This window comes from Streptomyces sp. NPDC002463, assembly GCF_042889835.1.
Classification (GTDB): domain Bacteria; phylum Actinomycetota; class Actinomycetes; order Streptomycetales; family Streptomycetaceae; genus Streptomyces; species Streptomyces nymphaeiformis.
Map to the genome: position 1 here is coordinate 95,511 of NZ_JBIARL010000016.1, position 21,057 is coordinate 116,567.

A 21,057-nucleotide genomic window follows, 5' to 3' on the forward strand; every position below is an offset into this window, starting at 1 on the left:
GTGTGGGGGGGGGCCGCCGTTGGGGGGGGGGGGGGGGTGGTGGGGTGGGGGGGGGGGGGGGGGGGGGGGGCGGGGGGGGGGGGGGGGGCCGGGCCCCGGGGGGGGGGGGGGGGGCCCCCGCGAGGAGGGGCTGTTACTTGGTGAGCGCGGCGAGCTTCGGGTCGTTGGCGTACGCCTCCGCCGCGTTGGCCTTGGTGACGATGACGGGCGGGAGCAGGTAGGCCGGGACGATCTTGGCCCCGTTGTTGTAGGACTTGGAGTCGTTGATCTCGGGGGCCTTGCCGGCCTGCAGCGCCTTGATCATCTTGATGGTCTCCGCGACGAGCTTGCGGGTGTCCTTGTTGATCGTGGAGTACTGCTCACCGGCCACGATGGACTTGACGGACTCGACCTCGGAGTCCTGGCCGGTCACGACCGGGAGCGGCTTGCCGGCGCCCTTGACGGAGGTGAGGATCGCGCGGGCGAGGGTGTCGTTGGGCGACAGCACCCCGTCGAGGGTCTTCCCGCTGTTGTAGGTCGAGGTCAGCAGCGAGTCCATGCGCTGCTGGGCGTTCTCGGCCTTCCAGCCCTGGATCGCGGTCTGCTTGACTTCGGACTGGCCGGAGCCGACAACGATGTCACCCTTGTCGATCAGCGGCTTGAGGACGTCCATGGCGCCATTGAAGAACACCGCCGAGTTGTTGTCGTCGGGCGAGCCGGAGAAGAGCTCGACCGTCCACGGGCCCTTCGGCTTCTTGGCCTTCATGCCGTCGAGCAGCGCCTGGCCCTGGAGCTGTCCGACCTTGAAGTTGTCGAAGGCGACGTAGTAGTCGACGTCCTTGGTGTTGGTGATGAGCCGGTCGTAGGCGACGACGACCGCGCCGGACTCCTTGGCCTGCTTCACCTGGGTGGACAGCTGCGCGGCGTCGGCGGCGCCGATGACGATGACCTTCGCACCCTTGGTGAGCATGGCCGAGATCTGGCCCTGCTGGTCGGCCACGGTGGCGGACGCGCCCGCGTACTGCACGTCGGACTTGAAGCCCGCGTCCTTGAGGCCGTCGGTGAACAGGTCGCCGGCGAGCACCCAGTTCTCCGAGGTCTTCGACGGCAGGGCGACGCCGATCAGGCTGTCCGCCGCGAAGCCCTTGGCGGTGGTGCCGCCGCCGGTCCGGCCGTCGGTGCTCTGGCCGTCGCGCTCGGAGGAGCAGCCGGTGGCGGCGAGTGCCAGTGCGGCCGCGGCGGCGACGGTGACGGCCTTGGTGAGTATGTTGCGCATCTTCGAATGCCTTTCTTGGCTTGCCGCTCGAGCGGGCGTCGAGCGGCGGACGGGGGTGACGGTCAGACCGCGGAGGAGACTCGGCCGCCTTCGGGGACCGGCTCGGTGGGCGCCGTGGCGGACGGCGGTTCCTGACGGCGGAACGGGCGCGTGATCGAATCGAGGACGGAGAACCGGCCCTGGCCCTTGTTGTAGACGTCGAGGGCGACCGCGAGCAGCAGGACCAGACCCTTGATGATCTGCACCAGGTCCACGCCGACGCCCATGAGCTGGAGACCGTTGTTGAGAAGGGCCATGACGAGTCCGCCGACGATCGAGCCGTTGATGGTGCCCAGGCCGCCGGAGACCGCGGCACCGCCGATGAACACCGCCGCGATGGCGTCGAGTTCCCAGCTGAGCCCGTCCTGGGGGCCGGAGGCGGCCGACCGCGCCACGAAGATCATGCCCGCCAGGGCGGCGAGAACCGACATGTTCATCATGACGAAGAAGTTGACTCGGCGGAGCTTCACGCCCGACAGCTCGGCGGCGCGGGCGTTGCCGCCGACCGCGTAGATGTGCCGGCCGCCGACGGCGTTGCGGGTGAAGTACGAGTAGCCGATGACCAGCAGGCCCAGGATGATGCCCGACACCGGCAGGCTGGTGCCGACGCGACCGCCGGCGAACCGCAGCGTGGCGAAGACGACGACGCCCACTGCCACCGCGAGCCGCAGGACCGAGGCCCACAGCGGGACGGGCTGCGCGCCCATCTGCACGCGAGTGCGCCGCGCGCCCACCTCTCGCCACACCACGGCGGCGCAGGCGACCAGACCGAGCAGCAGGGTCAGGTTGTTGTACCCGGTGTCGGGGCCGACCTCCGGCAGGTAGCCCGCGCCGATGGTGCGGAAACCCTCCGGTACGGGGACGGTGTCGGCGTTTCCGATGAACTGGTTGCCGCCGCGGAAGAGCAGCATGCCCGCCAGGGTCACGATGAACGCCGGGACGCCGACGTAGGCGACCCAGAAGCCCTGCCAGGCGCCGATGACCGCGCCGCACACCAGGCCGAGCAGGATCGCCAGCGGCCAGGGCAGGTCGTAGAGCTGCATCGCCTTGGCGACGATGATGCCGACGAACGCCGCGACCGAGCCGACCGACAGGTCGATGTGCCCGGCGACGATCACCATCAGCATTCCGATGGCCAGGATGAGGATGTAGGAGTACTGGCTGACGACCGCGATCAGGTTCCCCGACGTGAGCGTGAGGCCGTCGGTCAGCACTTGGAACAGCAGGGTGATCGCCACGAGTGTGAAGATCATGCCGAACTGGCGGCCGGCGGAGGTCGTGCCCCCGAACAGGTTCTTCTTGAGGTTCTGGAATCCGGTCATGACATCGACTTCTTCTTCGTAGTGGTCATCTGCTTCATGAGGCGTTCCGGGTCGGCGTCGGCCCTCGCCACCTCGCCGGTGACGGTCCCCTCGCACACGGTGTAGATCCGGTCGCACAGCCCGATGAGCTCGGGCAGCTCCGAGGAGATGACGACCACGCCCTTGCCCTGGGCGGCGAGCCGCTGGATGATCCCGTAGATCTCGAACTTGGCGCCCACGTCGATGCCGCGGGTCGGCTCGTCGAGGATCAGCAGGTCGGGGTCGGTGAACATCCACTTGGCCAGCACGACCTTCTGCTGGTTGCCGCCCGAGAGCGTGGCGACGCCCTGGTCGACGGTGGGGGTCTTGATCCGCAGCTCGCGACGGTACTGGTCGGCGACGCGGTGCTCGGCGGCCCGGTCGACGATCCCGTGCCGGGCGACCTTCGACGGCTTGGCCGCGACGACCGACGTCTTGATGTCGTCGAGCAGGTTCAGCCCGATCGCCTTGCGGTCCTCGCTGACGTAGGCCAGTCCGTGCTCGATCGCCTCCGTGACGGACGCCAGACGGATCTCCTCGCCGTCCTTGAACACCCGCCCGCCCTGCCACACTCCGTAGGACCGTCCGAACAGGCTCATGGCGAGCTCGGTGCGGCCGGCGCCCATCAGGCCCGCGAACCCGACGACCTCGCCGCGGCGCACGGTGAAGCCGGAGTTCTTGCACACCAGGCGCTCCGTGGAGACCGGATGGCGCACGGTCCAGTCACGGACCTCGAAGAACACCTCGCCGATGTCGGGCGTGTGGTCGGGGAAACGGCTGCTCAGTTCGCGGCCCACCATGCCGCGCACGATGCGGTCCTCGTCGACCCCGCCCGCGGCGACGTCGAGGGTCTCGATGGTGTGCCCGTCACGCAGGATCGTGATGGAGTCGGCGATCGCCTCGATCTCGTTGAGCTTGTGCGAGATGATGATCGAGGTGATGCCCCGCCGCCTGAACTCGCGCAGCAGATCGAGCAGATGCTGCGAGTCGGCCTCGTTGAGCGCGGCGGTGGGCTCGTCGAGGATCAGCAGCCGTACGTCCTTGGCGAAGGCCTTCGCGATCTCGACCAGCTGCTGCTTGCCCACCCCGATGTCCTTGACCAGGGTGTCCGGGTCCTCGTCCAGGCCGACCTGGGCCATCAGCTCCAGGACCCGCCGGCGTGCGTGCTTCCAGTCGATGCCGCCGCGCCCGCGGAGCTCGTTGCCGAGGAAGATGTTCTCGGTGATCGACATGCCGGGCACCAGAGCGAGCTCCTGGTGGATGATCACGATGCCCGCGCGCTCGCTGGCCCGGATGCCGTCGAACCGCACCTCCGCGCCCTCGTAGACGATGTCGCCGGCGTAGCTGCCGTAGGGGTACACGCCGCTGAGCACCTTCATCAGCGTCGACTTGCCCGCACCGTTCTCCCCGCAGATCGCGTGGATCTCGCCGGTGCGTACCGCCAGGTTGACGTCGTCGAGCGCCCTGACGCCGGGGAACGTCTTGGTGATCGCGCGCATCTCCAGCAGGACCGGGGCGCTCACGGCCGCGCACTCCTGTCGTGCGGCCCCGGGGATCCTGGTCCCCGGGAAACGAGGGCTGTCAGTGACATCGGCTTCTCCTATGTCCGGTCCGCTTGGGGGTCACAGCGGTGTGCCTGTCCGGGCTGTGGGCTCCGTGTCCGCAGGTTTCGACTGTGTGGCGGGACCGTAAATCCAATTGATTTACTTTGTCAACGGGTGTGAGGCAGAATGCCGTCGGGACGCAGACAGAGAGGATCCTCCGTGCGACAAGCAGGCACGAATCTCCCCAAGGTGGGCCGGTACAACCGGGCCGTGGTGCTCGAGGAGATCCAGCGCGCCGACGGCATCAGCCGGGTGGACATCGCCAAGCACACCGGTCTCACGCCGCAGACCGTCTCCGGGATCGTCCGCAGACTGCTCGACGAGGGCATCGTGCGCGAGGACGGCGCCAGCCGGGTCAAGACCGGCGGCAAGCCCCGCACCACTCTGCGCATCAACGCCGACGCGGGCAGTGCGGTCGGCCTGCACCTCGATCCGGCCGAGATCGCGTGCGTGGTGGTGGACCTGCTCGGGCGCCCCCTGGTGACGAAACGGATTCCGACACCGACCGGGGCGGACCCGGCCGAGGTGATCGCGGCGATGGCGGATCTGGTGGAGGACGTACTGGCGGAAGCCGACGTGCCGCGCGAGCGGGTGCAGGGCCTCGGGCTCGCCACCCCCGGCCCGATCGACCAGGAACACGGCAACGTGGTCGCGCCGCCCCAGCTGGCCCACTGGAACCGGGTCCCGATCCGGCACATGCTCAGCGAGGCCACCGGGCTGACCATCACGCTCGACAACGACTCCACCGCCGCCGCGGTCGGCGAGCGCTGGGCGGGAGCGGGGCGGGGCGTGGCGAACTTCGCGTACGTGTTCTTCGGCACCGGCATCGGCGGCGGCCTCGTCCTCAACCACCAGGTCTACCGGGGCGGTTCGTTCAACGCCGGCGAGTTCGGGCACACCACGGTGCTGCCTGGCGGCCTGCAGTGCTACTGCGGCAACCAGGGGTGCCTGGAGACCCTGGTCAGCACTGCCGCGATCCGGGCGGAGATCCGGCGCAGGCTCGGCGCGGGCGGCGCGAGCGCGCTGGCCGGACAGTTCCGCGCCGACCCCGACTCGATCGACATCGCCGCGATCTGCGAGGCGTCGAGCGAGGGCGACCCGCTGGCGACCGGCGTCCTGGAGGAGGCCGCGGCCTACGTCGCCTCGGTGGTCGTCAACGTCGTGAACGTCGTCGACGTGGACCTCGTCGTCCTCGGCGGCCACGGCATCCGGCACCTCGAAGACCTCTACGTCGACACCGTCCGGTCGGCGGTCGCCACCCGAGTGATGTCCCGGCACGTCCGGGCCGTCGACGTGACGCTCTCCCCCCTGGGCGCGGACGCCGCCGTCGTCGGCGCCGCCGCGCTCGTCCTGCATTCCACCTACTCGCCGCAGCTGTCGGCATTGTTGTCGGACTGATTCCCAAGGAAAGGACCCTTCATGAGTCAGGAACTCGTGCTCGCGGTGGACATCGGAGGCACCAAGCTCGGCGCGGGCCTGGTGGATGCCGAAGGGCACGTCCATCGGCATGCGGAAGCGCCCACTCCGGTGACCGAGCCCGAACTCGGCGCGGCATTGACCGGGTTGATCGGCACCGTCGTCGAAGACGCGGTGCCCCGCGCGGTCGGTGTGGCCTGCGCCGGGCCGGTCGACCCGGTGTGCGGCACGGTCAGTCCGGTGAACATCCCCGGCTGGCGGGACTTCCCGCTGGTGGACCTGGTCGCCGAGGCCGTTCCGGGCGTTCCCGTCACCCTCGTCGGCGACGCCATCGCCGCAGCGCTCGGTGAACACTGGCTCGGCGCCGGGCGCGGCACCCGGTCGCTGCTCGGCATCGTGGTCTCCACCGGGGTCGGAGGCGGGCTCGTGCTCGACGGCGCTGCCTACCCCGGCCCCAGTGGCAACGCGGGCCACATCGGACACACCGTCGTGGATCCGGCCGGTCCGCCGTGCGTCTGCGGCGCCACCGGGTGCGTCGAGGCCTACGCCAGCGGTACGTCGATGGTCCGCTGGGCCCGCGAACAGGGCTGGGTCGGCGCGGACGCCCGCGCGCTCGCGGCGAGCGCGGCGAGCGGGGACGCCATCGCGGTGGCCGCCTTCGACCGGGGCACCGAGGCGCTGGCCCGCGGGATCGTCGCGACCGCCACGCTGTGCGACGTGGACCGCGTGGTGATCGGCGGCGGCGTGGCCGCGGCCGGCCCGGTGCTCCTCGACCCGCTGCGCGCACACCTCGCGCGCGCCGCCACCCTCGGCTTCGTGAAGCGCGTGACCGTGGCGTCGTCCACCCTCGGGCGCCACGGCGGGCTGCTCGGCGCCGCCCGTACCGCCCTGCTCGCGCAGAGTTCGGCTGCCGCCGTGTGCGCGTGAAGGGTCGCTGACACCTGCGGGCAGACGTCTCGTAAACCGGATGTCGTCGCAGGGTTGATGTAGTTCATCAAAATGATTTAGCTTGTCTCCGCCACACCGGGTTCCCACCGGGGAGTGGCCCGTCGGGCCGGTCGAACACCGCGGTCCGATCTCGCGGGGCCGGCGGATGAGGTCGTCCCGCCACATCCCCCGGCCCCGCGGCCCACGGAAGCGGTCGTCCTGCCGCATCCGCCCCATGCAGCTGATGCTCCCGACCTGCCGGAGAACGCAGTGAGCACTGTCCCATCACGCATACGTTCCAGAACGAAGTGGCGACCGGCGGCGGCGGCCCTCGCCGCCGCCCTCGCCCTGGGCGGGGTGAACGCGGCGCCCGTCCAGGCGGAGACCGCCGTCACCACACCCTCCGACCACGTCGACCCGCTGATCGGGTCCAGCGGCGGCGGCAACACCTTCCCCGGCGCGACGGCGCCGTTCGGCATGATGTCGTGGAGTCCGACGAGTACCCGCGGGGACCAGACCAACACCGGTGCCGCCAACGGCTACGACTACAACACCACCCGCCTGCGCGGGTTCGCCCTCACCCACGTCAACGGCGCGGGATGCCACCCGGGCGCCGCCGGCGACGTGCCGATCTTCCCGCACACCGGCGACGTGACCTCGTCCCCGACCGCCGACACCGCCGACGCGGTCTACGCCAGCAACTTCAGCCACGCCGACGAGTCCGCCACCCCCGGCCGCTACAAGCTCGACCTGGCGAACGGTGCGACGACCGACTTCGCCGCCACCACCCGCACGGCGATCGGCACGATCGGGTTCCCGTCGGGCAAGCCCGCGAACCTGCTGTTCCGCACCTCCAACTCGCTCAACGGCAGCGAGGACGCCGAAACCCGCATCGACGTGGCCGACCGGAAGGTGACCGGCTCGGTGCTGACCGGTGCGTTCTGCGGCAGGCGTGCCAACGGCGGTACCCCCAACAACAACCGGAAGACCTACTACCGGCTGTACTTCTCGGCGCAGTTCGACCAGCCCTTCACCGGAAACGGCACCTGGAAGGACGCGACCCTCCAGCCGGGCGGCACCTACCAGACGGGCGGCGAGGGCTACCTGACCGGTGCCGACCGGCTCGGCAAGGGCTCCGGCGGCTACGTGATGTTCGCGCCCGGCGCGCAGGTGACGATGAAGATCGGCATCTCCTACGTCTCGCAGGAGGGCGCCGAGCGCAACCTCCAGGACGAGCAGCCGTCCGGGACCACGGTGGACGGCGTGGCCGCCGCGACGCGGGCCGCGTGGGACACCCGGCTCGGCCGCATCCAGATCGCCGGCGGCACCACGGACCAGCGCAAGATCTTCTACACCTCGCTCTACCACAGCCTGCAGCAGCCCAACGTCATCAGCGACACCGACGGCCGCTACCGGGGCATGGACCAGGTCGCACATGACGTGGAGCCCGGCCAGACGGCGCAGTACAGCAACTTCTCCGGCTGGGACCAGTACCGCGCCCAGATCCAGCTGCTCGCGCTCCTCGAGCCGAAGGTGGCCGGCGACTTCGCCCAGTCGCTCTACAACTTCGCCAAGCAGAACGGCGGCGTCTGGGACCGGTGGGTCCACATCAGCGGCGCCACCCACGTCATGACCGGCGACCCCTCGGCGGTGACCCTGGCGACCTTCTACGCGATGGGCGTGCGCAACTTCGACTACAACGGCGCCTTCGCCTCCCTCTACGACCAGGCCACCGTCCCGCACGCGGACGGCCTGTCCGACGCGGGCTGCCCGGGCCAGTGCGTGGGCCAGCGCCCCAACCTCGCCCAGTACATGCAGTCGAAGTACTCGGCCAACGACGTCTGCCACTGCTGGGGCGGCGCCGCGGAGACCCTGGAAGCCTCCGTCGCGGACCACTCGCTCGCCCAGTGGGCCACCGCGCTCGGCCGCACCACCGAGGCGGCCCTCATGTCCGACCGCGCCGGCTGGTGGAAGAACGTGTACAACCCGGCCACCGGCTACATGCAGGCGCGCAACCTGGACGGCTCCTGGGTCGGCGGCTTCACCCCGTCCACCCAGACCGGATTCGCCCAGGGCAGCGCCGCCGCTTACACGTGGATGGTGCCGCACGACGTCGCCGGACTCGCGGCCGTCATGGGCGGCAAGTCGACCGCCGCCGGCCGCCTCGACGACTTCTTCCACGACATCAACGGCAACTGGCTGGTGCGGGGCGGCGGCGCCCTGAAGTACGACCCGACCAACGAACCCGACATCCACGCCCCGTGGATCTACAACGAGCTCGGCAAGCCCTGGAAGACCCAGGAGACCGTGCGCCAGATCGTCGACACCGTCTACACCACCGGACCCTCCGGCCTGCCCGGCAACGACGACCTCGGCACCATGTCCGCCTGGTACGTGTGGGCGGCCCTCGGCCTGTTCCCGCACAAGCCCGGATCCGGCGACATGATCCTGTCCACCCCGCTGTTCCCCAGCGCGACCGTCACCAACGCCGACGGTGTGGTGCTGACGGTCAACGGCATCGGCAGCGGAAAGTACATCCAGTCCGTCACCAAGGGCGGCACGGCGCACACCGACTGGAAGGTGGCGTCGGGCTTCATCCAGTCCGGCGGCACCCTCGACGTCACGCTGTCCTCGACGCCGACCGACTGGGCCGTGGTCAACCCGCTGGCCAACATGGCCCTGAAGCAGCCCGCGACCGGATCGGCCCCGTGCTCCACCTCGGAAGGCCCGGAGAAGGCGGTCAACGGCAGCATGACCGGCGGGTCCTCCGACAAGTTCTGCTCGTTGGCGACGTCGAAGTGGCTGCAGGTCGACCTCGGGTCGAGCAGGCCGCTCTACAAGGTCGTGGTCAAGCACGCGGCGATGGGCGGCGAGTCGTCCAGTCTCAACACCAAGGCGTTCACCATCAAGACGTCGACGGACGGGACCACGTGGACCACGGTGGCGACCGTCACCGACAACACCGCGGCGACGACCGTCCACGCGGTGAGCGCCACCGCGCGGTACGTGCGGATCGAGGTGACCACACCGACCCAGACGACCAACCAGGCCGCGCGGATCTACGAGCTCGAGGTCTACTGAGCCGGCCACAGGCGGGCCGTCGCTCCGGCGGCGGCCCGCCCTGTCGTTCCATCGCTCCGGGCGGGAAGGCCGTCCGGCGATCCGCCCGTGTGACGGACGCATGTGGTGAGGCGCCGGCTGGCGGCTCCGGTCTCGGAGGCCGAGCAATGCTCTCGGTATCCGGTTGCCGATCACGGGTGTCGTCGACCTCCTCGGGCCCGGGACGCGGGAAAGACCTCCGGTGTGGTGGAGACTGCCAGGCTCACCACACCGGAGGTCTTCGTGTCCCGGCTCGCGGGCGCGGCCGGTCAGGGCAGGAAGAACCGAGCCCGCGCCGGGGTCAGTTGCCCGCGAGCACGCGCAGGAGGCGTGCCACCTCGTCCGCGACGGCGGCGCGTGCGGGGCCCAGGTACTTTCGCGGATCGGCGGTGTCGGCATGGGCGCCGAGGTGATCGCGCACGGTCCGGGTGAAGGTCTGGTTGAGGTGCGTGGACACGTTCACCTTGGTCATGCCCGCGGCGACGGCTTTGGCGAGGTCCGCGTCATCGACTCCGGAGGAGCCGTGCAGGACGAGGGGGACGTCGACAGCGTCACGCAGGCGGGCGATGAGGTCGAAGTCGAGGACGGCGTCCCGGGTGAGCATGGCGTGCGAACTGCCCACGGCGACGGCCAGGGCGTCCACGGCGGTCGCCGTGACGAACGCGACCGCCTCGTTTGGATCGGTGCGGACGCCCGGGGCGTGCGCACCGTCCTTTCCTCCGACCTCGCCCAGCTCCGCCTCGACCCAAACGTCCGCGCGGTGGCAGTAGTCCGTGATCTCGCGCGTCGCCGCCAGGTTCTCGGCGTAGGGGAGTCTGGAGGCGTCGAACATCACGGAGGTGAAGCCGAGATCGACGGCTTCGCGGACCAGATCGGTCGACTCCGCGTGGTCGAGGTGCAACGCCACCGGGACGCTCGCGCTGCCGGCCAGAGCGAGTGAAGCCACCGCGATGGGGCCGAGCGATCCGTGGTAGCGGGCGGTGTTCTCGCTGATCTGGAGGATGACGGGCAGGCCGGCCCGTTCCGCTCCGGCGACGATGGCCTCCGCGTGCTCGATCTGTACGACGTTGAAGGCTCCGACGCCGGTGGTCTCCTCGTACGCGGGGTCGACGATCTCGTCAGTGGCTGACAGGGGCATGGGTTCTCTCCACAGGAACGGTGGTACGGAGTTGCTGGTAGAGGGCGGCGTCGAAGTCGCCCGCCAGGGGGCAGGGAACGGCGGCCGCCGAGAGCGCGACGGCTTCGCGCAGGACGGTCGGCCAGGGGTCACCGGCGAGGAGCCCCGCCGCGATCGCCGCGACACAGGCGTCCCCGGCTCCTGTCGGGTTTCCCGCCAGGAGGCGCGGGGGAGTGGCGTGCCAGCTCCCCTCGGGCGTGACGGCGTACAGCCCCTCCGGTCCGCGTGATGCCACGACACTTCGCGCGCCGAGGGCACGGAGGCTTCCGGCCGCGGCTTCGACGTCGTCGTGGCCGGTGACCTCGGTGATCTCCGCGGCATTGGGTTTGATCACGGTCGGGCACGCGTCCAGCGCCGCGAGCAGGGCGGGCCCACTGGTGTCGAGGATCGTGTGGGCCCCCGCCTCGGCGGACAGGCGGATCAGTCGCCCGTACGCGTCGGACGGCAGCCCGGGAGGCAGACTGCCGGAGAGGACGACCACCTGGGCGTCGCGTACCAGTGCGGCGAACCGGGCGGCGAAGTCCGCCCAGGACGCCATGTCGACATGAGGACCGGACTCGTTGAAGACGGTGGCGTCGCCGTCGTCACGGGACACGATCGTGACCGTACGACGGGAGTCGCCTGCCATGGGCACCAGTTCGTCGGGCAGCTGCGCCGCGCGCAGGTCGTCCCGGATCGCTCGGCCGGTCGTACCACCCGCCAGGCCGGTCACGACGGCGGGGACCCCCAGAGCGGACAGGACACGGGCGACGTTGATCCCTTTGCCTCCCGCCCGCGCGCACGCCTCACGCACGCGGTGCGAGCCATGAGGGACCAGGGCGTCGACCTCGTACGTGACGTCCAGAGCGGCGTTGAGCGTGACGGTGAGGATCACGACGCCACCTCCGACAGCGACGGAGGAGGGAACTGCGACGACGACCGGCCGCCCGCCGCCTGCCATGCGGCGAGAGCGGCGCCGAGACATCCCGCCATGTCCCCGAGCTCCGCGAGAACCAGCTCGGGCCGCCGCTGGAACGTCAGCCGACGGGCGAGGGACGCGCGCAGGGGGTCCAGGAGCAGGCCGCCGGCTTCGGCGAGGCCGCCGCCGAGGACGACGACCTCGGGCGCGAACAGCGTCGTGGCCATGGCCAGAGCCGTGCCCAGGGCCTCGACGGCCCGGGCCCATACCGCCCGGGCGTCGGGATCGCCCTGCATGAGTCTCTCCGCCACCGCGGAGGCGCCCTCGACGTGGCGCCCGGAGCGGGCGCCATACGCGGCGGCGACGGCAGCGGCCGACGCCACACCCTCCAGGCACCCCCGGGCACCGCAGACACACGGTTCCCCGCCGGGGTCGACGACCACATGACCGAGCTCGCCCGCGTAGCCGCGAGCACGGACGGGTCGCCCCTCGGAGAAGACGGCCGCGGAGATGCCGGTCCCGATGGGCACGAACCAGACGTCGTCCGCGCCCCGGGCCGCGCCGAGGCGGCATTCTGCGACCCCGCCGGCCCGTACGTCGTGCCCCAGGGCCACGGACAGGCCCGACGCTCCTTCCAGGTAGTCCGCGAGCGGCAGGTCACGCCAGCCCAGGTTCGCCGAGTAGACGGCTGTCCGCGTCTCCTCGTCGACGATCCCCGGGACGACCACCCCCGCACCCCGCACGGTCAGCCCGTGCGTGGCGGCGTTCCTGTCGAGCTCGTGCAGGACGGCCGCGATCTCGGCGATCACCGCGTCCGGGCCCCACCGGCGGGGCGTCGCCCTGCGCACGGTGTGCAGGGCCGCCATGTCGCGGTCGACGAGCGCGCCCTTCATGCTGGTCCCGCCCACGTCCAGCGCGATGACGCAGTCCCGCTCCTCGGTCTCGTCACGCATGGGAGGCCTCGAGGATGACGGAACGGGTCAGGTTGCGGGGGCGGTCGGGGTCGTAGCCCCGCGCCTCGGCCAGCCGGACGGCCAGCCGCTGGGCCAGGACGAGGTCCGCCAGCGGGTCCAGCGTGCCGGGCCCGTGGACGGATCCGGCGACGATCGTCCCACCGACGCGGGCGATGTCGTCGGCCAGGCCCGCCGGGGTCGGACCGAACACCCACGCCACACGGCCCGGTCCGGTGATGCTGATCGGCCCGTGCCGGTACTCCATGGCCGGGTACGCCTCGGTCCACGCCCCGGCGGCCTCGCGCATCTTCAGCCCGGCCTCCAACGCCAGTCCGTAGGTCCACCCGGTGCCCAGGAAGGTGAACTGCTCGGCGGCGCACAGCTCGGCATCCAGATCCAGCGCGATCGCCCGCCGCGCGTCGGCGATCGCCTCGTCGAGCGATCGCACACCGGCCGGCAGCGCGTCCTCCGCCTCCAGATGCGCTCGTAGCAGCGCGAGCGTGGTGGTGGCGAACCGGGTCTGCACCACCGACTCCTCGTCCGCGAAACCGAGTACGGCCACGGCGTCGGCCACCTTCATGACAGGGGTCTCGGGGGCGGCGGTTATCGCGCCCGTCGGCGTGGTGCCCTTGAGCCGGCCCAGGAGGTCGAGGACCTCGCTCGTGGTGCCGGACCGGGTGATTGCGAGCACCCGGTCGTACGCGCGCCCATGGGGGAACTCCGAAGCCGCGAACGCGTCGGTCTCGCCGTGCCCGCCCCGCTCCCGGAGCTCGGCGTAGGCCTGGGCCATGAACCAGGACGTTCCGCAGCCGACGACGGCGACCCGCTCGCCGCGACGGGGCAGGACCTCGGAATGGAGGCTCAGTAAGGCCTTCGCCCGTAGCCAGGTGTCCGGCTGGGAGGTGATCTCGATGGTGGTGCGGCAGGTCGTGGACATATGCGGTGACTCCCTGATGAAGCCGGGCGATGAGTGGCAGCCCGAAACCCGTCTATGCGCGAAGCTGATTGATCTAGCCACTCTTCGAGCATTTTCGAGCATAGATTCTGGCGGGAGTATGACGGAATGCGCGGCCTGTGGTCCAGAGGCGCAGGGCGCGGAGTCATCGCAGGGGTGTTTCGGCGCAGGGGACGCGCCTGTCGGGCGTTGCGCTCCCCCCCCCGTCGGTGAAGGCGAGGCCGCGCATGGGGGGCCGACGGCCTGGACCGCGTGAGGGAGGCCGGTGTCGATGCGGGCGGCGCCGGCGAGGACGGTCACGCCCTGGCACGTGGCGGCTCGGTGTGAGGAGCGGCTACGGGCGCACTACGTCGTGCGACAGCAGGTGTGCGGGTACCACCGAGTGCGGGTCGACGGCTCTCAGAGCCAGCCGCGGCGGGATGCCTGGACCCCGAGCTGGAACCGGGTCTGGGCGCCGACGATCTCCTGGAGGCGTGCGATGCGGCGGGCGATGGTGCGTTCGCTGACGCCGAGTTCCCGCGCGATGGACTCGTCGGTCAGCCCGGAGCTGAGGCAGGTCAGCAGACGGCGGGCGTCCTCGGGCGGGTTCGCCGACGCATCGGCGTCCGCGCCGACCGTGTCGTCGCAGGCGGGCAGGGGCACGCCCAGTCGCCAGTAGGACTCGAACACGCCGATGAACGCGTCCAGGAGCTCGGAACGCCGCACGATCATCGCGTGCGCCCGGCCGAACCTCGGCAAGGGGATGTTGACGACGCAGAACTCCTCGTCGCAGATCGTCAGGCTGAGCGGCAGGTCGGGGAAGACGCGCGCCTGTTCCCCGGCCTGCACACAGGTCTGGACGATCTCCCGGACGTCCGGGTCGTTGAGCGCCTGCGCCCGGTACACCACCTTGTACCTGAAGGCGAAGTACCTGCCGCAGGCCGTCCAGCTGACCACCCTCGCCGACTCCACGTGGGCACTCCCGCTCGACGCCGCCCCGCAGGCCTTCTTCTACCGCAAGGACCTCTTCGAGAAGGCCGGCATCACCACCCCGCCGAAGACCTGGGACGAGTACCGGGCCGACGCGCAGAAGCTCAAGGCGGCCGACCCCAAGACCCGGATCGGCACCTTCTTCCCCGACGACCCCAGCCCCTTCGAGGCGTTCTCCTGGCAGGCCGGCGCCCACTGGTTCGCCACCTCAGGCGACGCCTGGAAGGTCGACATCGACAGCCCCGAGACGAACCGCGTCGGCGACTACTGGCAGAAGCTGGTCTCCGACGACCTGGTACGCCTCCACCCGTCGTTCAGCCAGCAGTGGACCGCCTCGCTGCAGAAGGGCGAGACCGCCGGCTACCTCGGCGCCGCCTGGGGCGGCGGCGTGCTCAAGAGCAGCCTGGCCACCACCCCCGAAGCCTCCGGAAAGTGGGCCGTGGCCCCGGTCCCGACCTGGGACGGCAGCCCCGCCAGCGGCATGCTCGGCGGCTCCACCTTCGCCGTCTCGAAGAACAGCAGGAAGGCCGAGGCGGCCGTCGAGTTCGCGACCTGGGCCACCACCACCCCCGAGGGCATCAAGGCGCGCATCGCCTCCGGCACCTCCTCGATGTACCCCGCCGCGCCTGCGCTCGTGCCGGTCGCCAAGGCCGCCTTCAACACCGACTTCTACGGCGGCCAGGACATCTACAGCGTCTTCACCGACGCCGCCAAGTCGATCGAGCCGGACTGGCAGTGGGGCCCGGTCATGGGCGTCACCAACAACGAGCTGAAGGACGCCTTCGGCAAGCTCGGCCAGGGCGGCACCATCGAGGCCGGTGTCGACGCCGCCCAGAAGGGCACCGTCGCCGGGATCGAGAACCGCGGACTCAAGGTCGCCCCGTGACCGGCCGCACCCATGACTCCTCCCGCGCCACTGGGCGGCGGCGCGGGAGGTACGGGGCCCCCGCCGCACTGATCGCCCCGTTCCTCGTACTCTTCACCGCGGCGATGCTCGTCCCGATCGGCTACGCCGGCTATCTGAGCCTGTTCACCGAGCAGCGCTCCGGCCTCGGCTTCGGTGACGCCGAAGCCGTCTTCGACGGGCTCGCCAATTACACCCGCGCACTGACGGATCCGGCCTACCGGGACGGATTCCTGACGATCGCCCGCTACTGCCTGCTCTACATCCCGGTGATGATCGGCCTGTCGCTGATCGTGGCCCTGCTCCTCGACTCGGTGTACGCACGGGCCAAGCGCTTCTTCCAGCTGGCGCTGTTCCTGCCGCACGCCGTTCCCGGCATCATCGCGGCCCTGATCTGGACGTACCTGTACACCCCCGGCATCAGCCCGGTCATCGACGCGCTCGGCGGCGCCGGCGCGCAGATCGACTTCCTCGGCCATCCCCTGCCCGCCGTGGTCAACATCGCGGTCTGGGAATGGACCGGCTACAACATGATCATCTTCTTCGCCGCGCTGCAGGCCATCCCCCGTGAGGTCCAGGAAGCGGCCCTGGTGGACGGCGCGGGCGCCCTGCGCACCGCGGTCAGCATCAAGATCCCGCTGATCAAGGCGTCGATCACGATGGTCGCCCTGTTCACCGTCATCGGGGCGCTCCAGCTGTTCACCGAGCCGATGATCCTGCGCGGCGCGGCCCCGGGCGTCACCACCACCTGGACCCCCAACATGTACGCGTACACCGCGGCCTTCGAGCACAACGACTACGGTCTCGCCGCCGCCTCCTCGGTGTTGCTCGCGCTTGTCGCCGCCGTGCTCTCCTTCATCGTCACCAGGGTCGGCCGTGGCCGGTCCGAGCGCCGGACGGAGGCCGCCCGATGAGCGCGCACGCAAGGAAGCCCCGACCCTGGTCCCTGTCCAAGGGCGCGGTCAACGCCGCCCTCGTGCTGGTCACCCTCTACACCATGCTGCCCCTCGGCTGGCTGCTCACCGCCTCCGCCAAGAACGCCCCGGACCTGGTCGGCGGCAACAGCCTCTCGCTGAGCAACCTCCACCTCGGTGAGAACCTGCACGGCCTGGCCACCGCCGACGGCGGCATCTACTTCCGCTGGTACCTCAACTCCCTGCTCTACGCCGGCGGCGGCGCCCTGCTCTGCGCCTTCATCTGCGTCTGCGCGGGCTACGCCTTCGAGGTCTACCGGTTCCCCGGTAAGGAGAAGCTGTTCGGTCTGGTGCTGGTCGGTGTCCTCGTGCCCACCACGGCGCTCGCGCTGCCGATGTACCTGCTCGCCTCCAAGGTCGGCATCGTCAACACCTTCTGGGCCGTCTTCATCCCCAGCCTGGTCTTCCCCTTCGGCGTGTACCTCTCCCGGATCTTCGTCGCCGGATACGTGCCCGGCGAGGTCCTGGAGGCCGCGAGGATGGACGGCGCCGGAGAACTGCGCACCTTCTGGTCGATCGGCCTGCGGATGGTGATGCCGGGCTTCGTCACGGTGTTCCTGTTCCAGTTCACCGCCATCTGGAACAACTTCTTCCTGCCGCTGGTGATGCTCTCCGACGACCGGCTCTTCCCGGTCAGCCTCGGGCTGTACACGTGGAACGCGCAGACCCGCAGCTTCCCCGAGTTCTATCCGCTGGTGGTCACGGGTTCCCTGGTGGCCGTGATCCCGCTCGTCGTCGCGTTCGTCGCCCTGCAACGGCACTGGAAGGCCGGCCTCACCGCAGGCAGCGTCAAGTGACCGCCCCGACCGCGAGCCCCGCCGACCCAACGGAGTACCCCGTGCCCCAGCAGTCCACGTCAGCCGCCGGACGCTCCGGTCCCGACCGGCACCGACCGCGCGTGCTCCTCGCCATGCACCCCGAGCTCGCCCCCCGACTGATCGACGCGGACACCATGGAGCGGCTGAACGGGCTCGCCGACCTCGACCCCGCGCTCGTCCTCGACGACTTCACCACGCCCGAGGCCCTCACCGCACTCGCCGAGACGGAAGTCCTCCTCACCAGCTGGGGCTGCCCGTCCCTCGACGAACGGGTCCTGGCGGCCGCGTCCCGGCTGCGTGCCGTCATCCACGCCGCCGGCTCGGTCAAACACCACGTCACGGAAGCCTGTTGGGAACGCGGCATCCAGGTCGCCTCCGCCGCCTGGGTCAATGCCCTGCCGGTCGCCGAGTACACCGTCGCCGCCGTCCTGTTCTCCAACAAGCAGGTGCTGCGGCTGGCCGCCGACTATCGAGGGCGCCGCGCCCCGTACGACTGGCAGGTCGCCTACAGCCACATCGGCAACCATCGCCGCACCGTCGGCATCGTCGGCGCCTCCCAGATCGGGCGCCGTGTGATCGAACTGCTCCGGCCCTTCGACCTGGAGCTGCTGCTGCACGATCCCTACGTGGAACCCGACGAGGCCGACGCACTCGGCGTCCGTTCGGTGGGACTCGACGAACTGTGCGCGCTCAGCGACGTGGTGAGCGTCCACGCTCCGCAACTGCCGTCCACCCGGCACATGATCGACGGCCGCCGTCTCGCCCTCATGCCCGACGGGGCCACGCTCATCAACACCTCCCGCGGCTCCCTGATCGACCAGGACGCCATGGTCGACGAGCTGGTCTCCGGCCGTCTGGGCGCCGTACTCGACGTCACCTCGCCCGAGGTGCTGCCCGCGGACTCCCCGCTCTACGACCTGCCCAACGTCCTGCTCACGCCGCACATCGCCGGCTCCCTGGGCGGCGAACTTCACCGTATGGCCGCTGCCGCGGCCGACGAACTCGCCCGCTACACCACCGGGCTGCCCTTCGCCCACCCGGTGCTGGCACAGGACGTCCACCGCACGGCGTGACCGCCGCCCGCCCCACTGCACCACCAAGGAGTACCGACCATGTCCCGCAAGGTGATCGGCATCGTGATGAACGGTGTCACCGGCCGGATGGGCTACCGTCAGCACCTGGTCCGCTCGATCCTGGCCATCCGCGACCAGGGCGGCCTCGCCCTCGGCGACGGCGACGTGCTCTGGCCCGAGCCGATCCTGGTCGGTCGCAGCGTCGACAAGCTGAAGGCGCTCGCCGAGCGCCACGGCCTGGAGCACTGGACGACCTCGTTGGACGAGGCGCTCGCCCACCCACTGGCGGAGATCTACTTCGACGCCCAGCTGACCCAGGTGCGTGAACCCGCGATCCGTAAGGCGATCGCGGCGGGCAAGCACATCTACACAGAGAAGCCCACGGCCGAATCCCTCGACGCCGCACTGGAGCTGGCCCGACTCGCCCGCGAGGCGGGGGTGCGCAACGGCGCCGTCCAGGACAAGCTGTTCCTGCCCGGTCTGCTCAAGCTCAAGCGGCTGGTCGACAGCGGCTTCTTCGGCCGGATCCTCTCCGTCCGCGGCGAGTTCGGGTACTGGGTGTTCGAGGGCGACTGGCAGGAGGCGCAGCGCCCGTCCTGGAACTACCGGGCCGAGGACGGCGGCGGCATGATCCTCGACATGTTCCCGCACTGGCGGTACGTGCTGGACAACGTCGTCGCCCCGGTCCGCTCGGTGTACGCGCACACCGCCACCCACATCCCCGAGCGCGTGGACGAGCGGGGCGAGCCCTACGCCGCGACCGCCGACGACGCCGCGTACGGCATCTTCGAGCTGGAGGGCGGGATCACCGCACAGATCAACTCCTCGTGGGCGGTACGGGTGGACCGCGACGAACTGGTGGAGTTCCAGGTCGACGGAACCGAGGGCAGCGCCGTGGCGGGCCTGCGCAACTGCCGTGTCCAGCACCGGGCGTCGACACCCAAGCCGGTCTGGAACCCCGACCTGCCGGTCACCGAGTCGTTCCGCGACCAGTGGTACCAGGTCCCGGACAACGCCGAGTTCGACAACGGCTTCAAGGTGCAGTGGGAGCTGTTCCTCCGGCACGTCGCCACCGGCGCGCCCTACCAGTGGGACCTGCTGGAAGGAGCCAAGGGCGTCCAGCTCGCCGAACTCGGGCTGCGCTCCGCCCGCGAAGGCCGCCGCCTCGACGTCCCCGACCTGGAGGTCTGATGCCCTCGATCAGGCTTCCCGGCATCGGCGTACACCGGCTGCGTGCCCCCCAGCCGCTGGACCTGCCGGGGACGGCGTCCCCCTACCGGGCCGCGACCTCCTCCCGGACCGCGTTCGCCGCCGCGCACGTGGTCGCCGACCCGCTCGGACACAACGCCCCCGGCGCACCCGCCGCCGTGGACTGGGAGGCCACCCTCGCCTTCCGTCACCACCTGTGGTGGCTCGGCCTCGGCATCGCCGACGCCATGGACACCGCCCAGCGCGGCATGGGTCTCGACTGGGCCGCGACCAAGGAGCTGATCACCCGCTCCGGAGCGGAGGCCCGCGCCGTGGGCGGCAGCCTCGCCTGCGGCGTCGGCACGGACCAGCTTCGCTCGGTGGACGCCTCCCTGGGGGAGATCCTCGCCGCATACGAGGAACAGCTGGAGGTGGTCGAGCAGGCCGGCGCCCAGCCGATCCTGATGGCCAGCCGGGCACTCGCCGCCGAGGCCGGAGGCCCGGACGACTACCTGCACGTGTACGGCCGGCTGATCGGCCAGTCGCGGCGCCCCGTCATCCTCCACTGGCTCGGCGAGATGTTCGACCCGGCACTGAAGGGCTACTGGGGCTCCGCCGACCTCGACCTGGCCTCCGAGACGGTCCTCACCCTCATCAAGGAACACGCCGACCGGATCGACGGCATCAAGGTGTCCCTGCTCGAAGCCGACCGCGAGATCGCCCTGCGCCGTGCCCTGCCCGAGGGAGTCCGGCTCTACACCGGCGACGACTTCAACTACCCGGAGCTCATCCGCGGCGACGAACTCGGCCACAGCCACGCCCTGTTGGGCGTCTTCGACCCGATCGCCGCCACGGCGGCCGCCGCGCTGCACGCCCTGGACGCCGGCGACCCGGACCGGTACGACACACTGCTCGCCCCGACCGTGCCGCTGGCCCGGCACCTGTTCGCCGCGCCGACCTTCCACTACAAGACCGGCATCGTGTTCCTGGCCTGGCTGTCCGGCCACCAGGACCACTTCACCATGGTCGCCGGGGCACAGAGCGGACGCACCCTCCCGCATCTCGTGGAGCTGTTCCGTCTCGCGGACGCGGCCGGAACCCTGCCCGACCCGGACCTCGCCGTCCACCGGATGCGCGCGTTCCTCACCGTCGCGGGGGCGGAGGCCTGATGCGACTGTCGCTGAACCAGATCACCACCAAGGGCTGGAGCCTGCCCGAGGCCGTTCAGGACTGCGTGGACGCCGGCATCCCGGCGATCGGCCTGTGGCGGGACAAGGTCGCCGAGATCGGCGTCACCGAGGCGGCGAGGCTGGTCCGCGACGCGGGCCTGAAGGCCAGCACCCTGTGCCGGGGCGGCTTCCTCACGGCCCCCGGCCCCGAAGGTCGCCGAACCGCTCTCGCCGAGAACCTCCGCGCGCTGGAGGAGGTCGCCGAGCCGTGAACCGACACCTTGGTCACGGTGGCCGGC

The 21,057-nt window shown here is 70.7% G+C and carries 18 protein-coding genes; 10 read left to right on the plus strand and 8 right to left on the minus strand.

Annotation, left to right across the window (positions count from 1 at the left end):
• Positions 1 to 133: 133 nt before the first annotated feature.
• From ACFYX3_RS29305 to mmsA, 3 genes are all read right to left on the minus strand, one after another.
• Positions 134 to 1,255 carry a substrate-binding domain-containing protein gene (locus tag ACFYX3_RS29305; RefSeq protein ID WP_389019461.1) on the minus strand — a complete coding sequence of 374 codons (1,122 nt, stop codon included), beginning with the start codon at positions 1,253 to 1,255 and terminating at the stop codon, positions 134 to 136.
• A gap of 62 nt (positions 1,256 to 1,317) precedes the next feature.
• Entirely contained in the window at positions 1,318 to 2,616 is a 1,299-nt protein-coding gene (gene mmsB / locus ACFYX3_RS29310; RefSeq protein ID WP_389019464.1) for a multiple monosaccharide ABC transporter permease, read from the minus strand.
• Positions 2,613 to 4,133, minus strand: coding sequence for a multiple monosaccharide ABC transporter ATP-binding protein (mmsA, locus tag ACFYX3_RS29315; protein WP_389019762.1), 1,521 nt, complete (start codon positions 4,131 to 4,133; stop codon positions 2,613 to 2,615). The genes mmsB and mmsA overlap by 4 nt, the downstream gene beginning before the upstream one ends.
• A gap of 264 nt (positions 4,134 to 4,397) precedes the next feature.
• Here mmsA and ACFYX3_RS29320 point away from each other — a divergent pair, with 264 nt between their 5' ends.
• From ACFYX3_RS29320 to ACFYX3_RS29330, 3 genes are all read left to right on the plus strand, one after another.
• Positions 4,398 to 5,636 carry an ROK family transcriptional regulator gene (locus tag ACFYX3_RS29320; RefSeq protein ID WP_389019467.1) on the plus strand — a complete coding sequence of 413 codons (1,239 nt, stop codon included), beginning with the start codon at positions 4,398 to 4,400 and terminating at the stop codon, positions 5,634 to 5,636.
• A 21-nt stretch (positions 5,637 to 5,657) separates the two neighbouring features.
• Positions 5,658 to 6,581 (plus strand): ROK family protein, encoded by a 924-nt coding sequence (locus tag ACFYX3_RS29325; protein ID WP_389019470.1) that lies wholly within the window; start codon positions 5,658 to 5,660, stop codon positions 6,579 to 6,581.
• A 270-nt stretch (positions 6,582 to 6,851) separates the two neighbouring features.
• Entirely contained in the window at positions 6,852 to 9,662 is a 2,811-nt protein-coding gene (locus ACFYX3_RS29330; protein ID WP_389019473.1) for a GH92 family glycosyl hydrolase, read from the plus strand.
• A gap of 319 nt (positions 9,663 to 9,981) precedes the next feature.
• Here ACFYX3_RS29330 and ACFYX3_RS29335 read toward each other — a convergent pair whose 3' ends face one another.
• The 5 genes from ACFYX3_RS29335 to ACFYX3_RS29355 form a co-directional block, all read right to left on the minus strand.
• Positions 9,982 to 10,818, minus strand: coding sequence for a ketose-bisphosphate aldolase (locus tag ACFYX3_RS29335; RefSeq protein ID WP_389019476.1), 837 nt, complete (start codon positions 10,816 to 10,818; stop codon positions 9,982 to 9,984).
• Entirely contained in the window at positions 10,799 to 11,731 is a 933-nt protein-coding gene (locus tag ACFYX3_RS29340; protein WP_389019479.1) for a 1-phosphofructokinase family hexose kinase, read from the minus strand. The genes ACFYX3_RS29335 and ACFYX3_RS29340 overlap by 20 nt, the downstream gene beginning before the upstream one ends.
• Positions 11,728 to 12,708, minus strand: coding sequence for an ROK family protein (locus ACFYX3_RS29345; protein WP_389019482.1), 981 nt, complete (start codon positions 12,706 to 12,708; stop codon positions 11,728 to 11,730). Before ACFYX3_RS29345 ends, ACFYX3_RS29340 begins: the two co-directional genes overlap by 4 nt.
• Positions 12,701 to 13,645: an SIS domain-containing protein gene (locus ACFYX3_RS29350; protein WP_389019485.1), complete on the minus strand. Its 945-nt coding sequence runs from the start codon at positions 13,643 to 13,645 to the stop codon at positions 12,701 to 12,703. Before ACFYX3_RS29350 ends, ACFYX3_RS29345 begins: the two co-directional genes overlap by 8 nt.
• Before the next feature lie 417 nt (positions 13,646 to 14,062).
• A complete protein-coding gene (locus tag ACFYX3_RS29355; RefSeq protein ID WP_389019488.1) occupies positions 14,063 to 14,548 on the minus strand; it encodes a helix-turn-helix transcriptional regulator in 486 nt (161 codons plus the stop codon).
• Positions 14,549 to 14,552: 4 nt separating this feature from the next.
• Between ACFYX3_RS29355 and ACFYX3_RS29360 the strand changes: the two genes are divergently transcribed.
• The 7 genes from ACFYX3_RS29360 to ACFYX3_RS29390 all read left to right on the plus strand — a co-directional run bounded on the left by ACFYX3_RS29360 (position 14,553) and on the right by ACFYX3_RS29390 (position 21,030).
• On the plus strand, positions 14,553 to 15,518 hold the full coding sequence (locus ACFYX3_RS29360; protein ID WP_389019491.1) for an extracellular solute-binding protein: 966 nt from the start codon (positions 14,553 to 14,555) through the stop codon (positions 15,516 to 15,518).
• Positions 15,515 to 16,450 carry a carbohydrate ABC transporter permease gene (locus ACFYX3_RS29365; RefSeq protein WP_389019494.1) on the plus strand — a complete coding sequence of 312 codons (936 nt, stop codon included), beginning with the start codon at positions 15,515 to 15,517 and terminating at the stop codon, positions 16,448 to 16,450. The genes ACFYX3_RS29360 and ACFYX3_RS29365 overlap by 4 nt, the downstream gene beginning before the upstream one ends.
• Complete coding sequence (locus ACFYX3_RS29370) at positions 16,447 to 17,307, plus strand: carbohydrate ABC transporter permease (protein ID WP_389019497.1); 861 nt, start codon at positions 16,447 to 16,449, stop codon at positions 17,305 to 17,307. Before ACFYX3_RS29365 ends, ACFYX3_RS29370 begins: the two co-directional genes overlap by 4 nt.
• Before the next feature lie 113 nt (positions 17,308 to 17,420).
• Positions 17,421 to 18,401 carry a hydroxyacid dehydrogenase gene (locus ACFYX3_RS29375; RefSeq protein WP_389019765.1) on the plus strand — a complete coding sequence of 327 codons (981 nt, stop codon included), beginning with the start codon at positions 17,421 to 17,423 and terminating at the stop codon, positions 18,399 to 18,401.
• A 39-nt stretch (positions 18,402 to 18,440) separates the two neighbouring features.
• Positions 18,441 to 19,592, plus strand: a complete 1,152-nt coding sequence (locus tag ACFYX3_RS29380; protein ID WP_389019500.1) for a Gfo/Idh/MocA family protein — start codon at positions 18,441 to 18,443, stop codon at positions 19,590 to 19,592.
• Complete coding sequence (locus ACFYX3_RS29385; RefSeq protein WP_389019503.1) at positions 19,592 to 20,758, plus strand: dihydrodipicolinate synthase family protein; 1,167 nt, start codon at positions 19,592 to 19,594, stop codon at positions 20,756 to 20,758. Before ACFYX3_RS29380 ends, ACFYX3_RS29385 begins: the two co-directional genes overlap by 1 nt.
• The gene (locus tag ACFYX3_RS29390; protein ID WP_389019507.1) at positions 20,758 to 21,030 is read left to right on the plus strand and encodes a sugar phosphate isomerase/epimerase family protein; all 273 of its coding nucleotides are present in this window, start codon (positions 20,758 to 20,760) and stop codon (positions 21,028 to 21,030) included. The genes ACFYX3_RS29385 and ACFYX3_RS29390 overlap by 1 nt, the downstream gene beginning before the upstream one ends.
• Positions 21,031 to 21,057 lie beyond the last annotated feature (27 nt).

What these genes read in the sequence shown, in the direction of transcription:
- ACFYX3_RS29345 (WP_389019482.1), bottom strand. Translation starts at nt 12,708, where the DNA reads ATGCGTGACGAGACCGAGGAGCGGGACTGCGTCATCGCGCTGGACGTG.
- ACFYX3_RS29380 (WP_389019500.1), top strand. Translation starts at nt 18,441, where the DNA reads ATGTCCCGCAAGGTGATCGGCATCGTGATGAACGGTGTCACCGGCCGG.
- mmsA (WP_389019762.1), bottom strand. Translation starts at nt 4,133, where the DNA reads ATGCGCGCGATCACCAAGACGTTCCCCGGCGTCAGGGCGCTCGACGAC.
- ACFYX3_RS29335 (WP_389019476.1), bottom strand. Translation starts at nt 10,818, where the DNA reads ATGCCCCTGTCAGCCACTGACGAGATCGTCGACCCCGCGTACGAGGAG.
- ACFYX3_RS29325 (WP_389019470.1), top strand. Translation starts at nt 5,658, where the DNA reads ATGAGTCAGGAACTCGTGCTCGCGGTGGACATCGGAGGCACCAAGCTC.
- ACFYX3_RS29370 (WP_389019497.1), top strand. Translation starts at nt 16,447, where the DNA reads ATGAGCGCGCACGCAAGGAAGCCCCGACCCTGGTCCCTGTCCAAGGGC.
- mmsB (WP_389019464.1), bottom strand. Translation starts at nt 2,616, where the DNA reads ATGACCGGATTCCAGAACCTCAAGAAGAACCTGTTCGGGGGCACGACC.
- ACFYX3_RS29375 (WP_389019765.1), top strand. Translation starts at nt 17,421, where the DNA reads ATGCACCCCGAGCTCGCCCCCCGACTGATCGACGCGGACACCATGGAG.
- ACFYX3_RS29305 (WP_389019461.1), bottom strand. Translation starts at nt 1,255, where the DNA reads ATGCGCAACATACTCACCAAGGCCGTCACCGTCGCCGCCGCGGCCGCA.
- ACFYX3_RS29390 (WP_389019507.1), top strand. Translation starts at nt 20,758, where the DNA reads ATGCGACTGTCGCTGAACCAGATCACCACCAAGGGCTGGAGCCTGCCC.
- ACFYX3_RS29350 (WP_389019485.1), bottom strand. Translation starts at nt 13,645, where the DNA reads ATGTCCACGACCTGCCGCACCACCATCGAGATCACCTCCCAGCCGGAC.
- ACFYX3_RS29385 (WP_389019503.1), top strand. Translation starts at nt 19,592, where the DNA reads ATGCCCTCGATCAGGCTTCCCGGCATCGGCGTACACCGGCTGCGTGCC.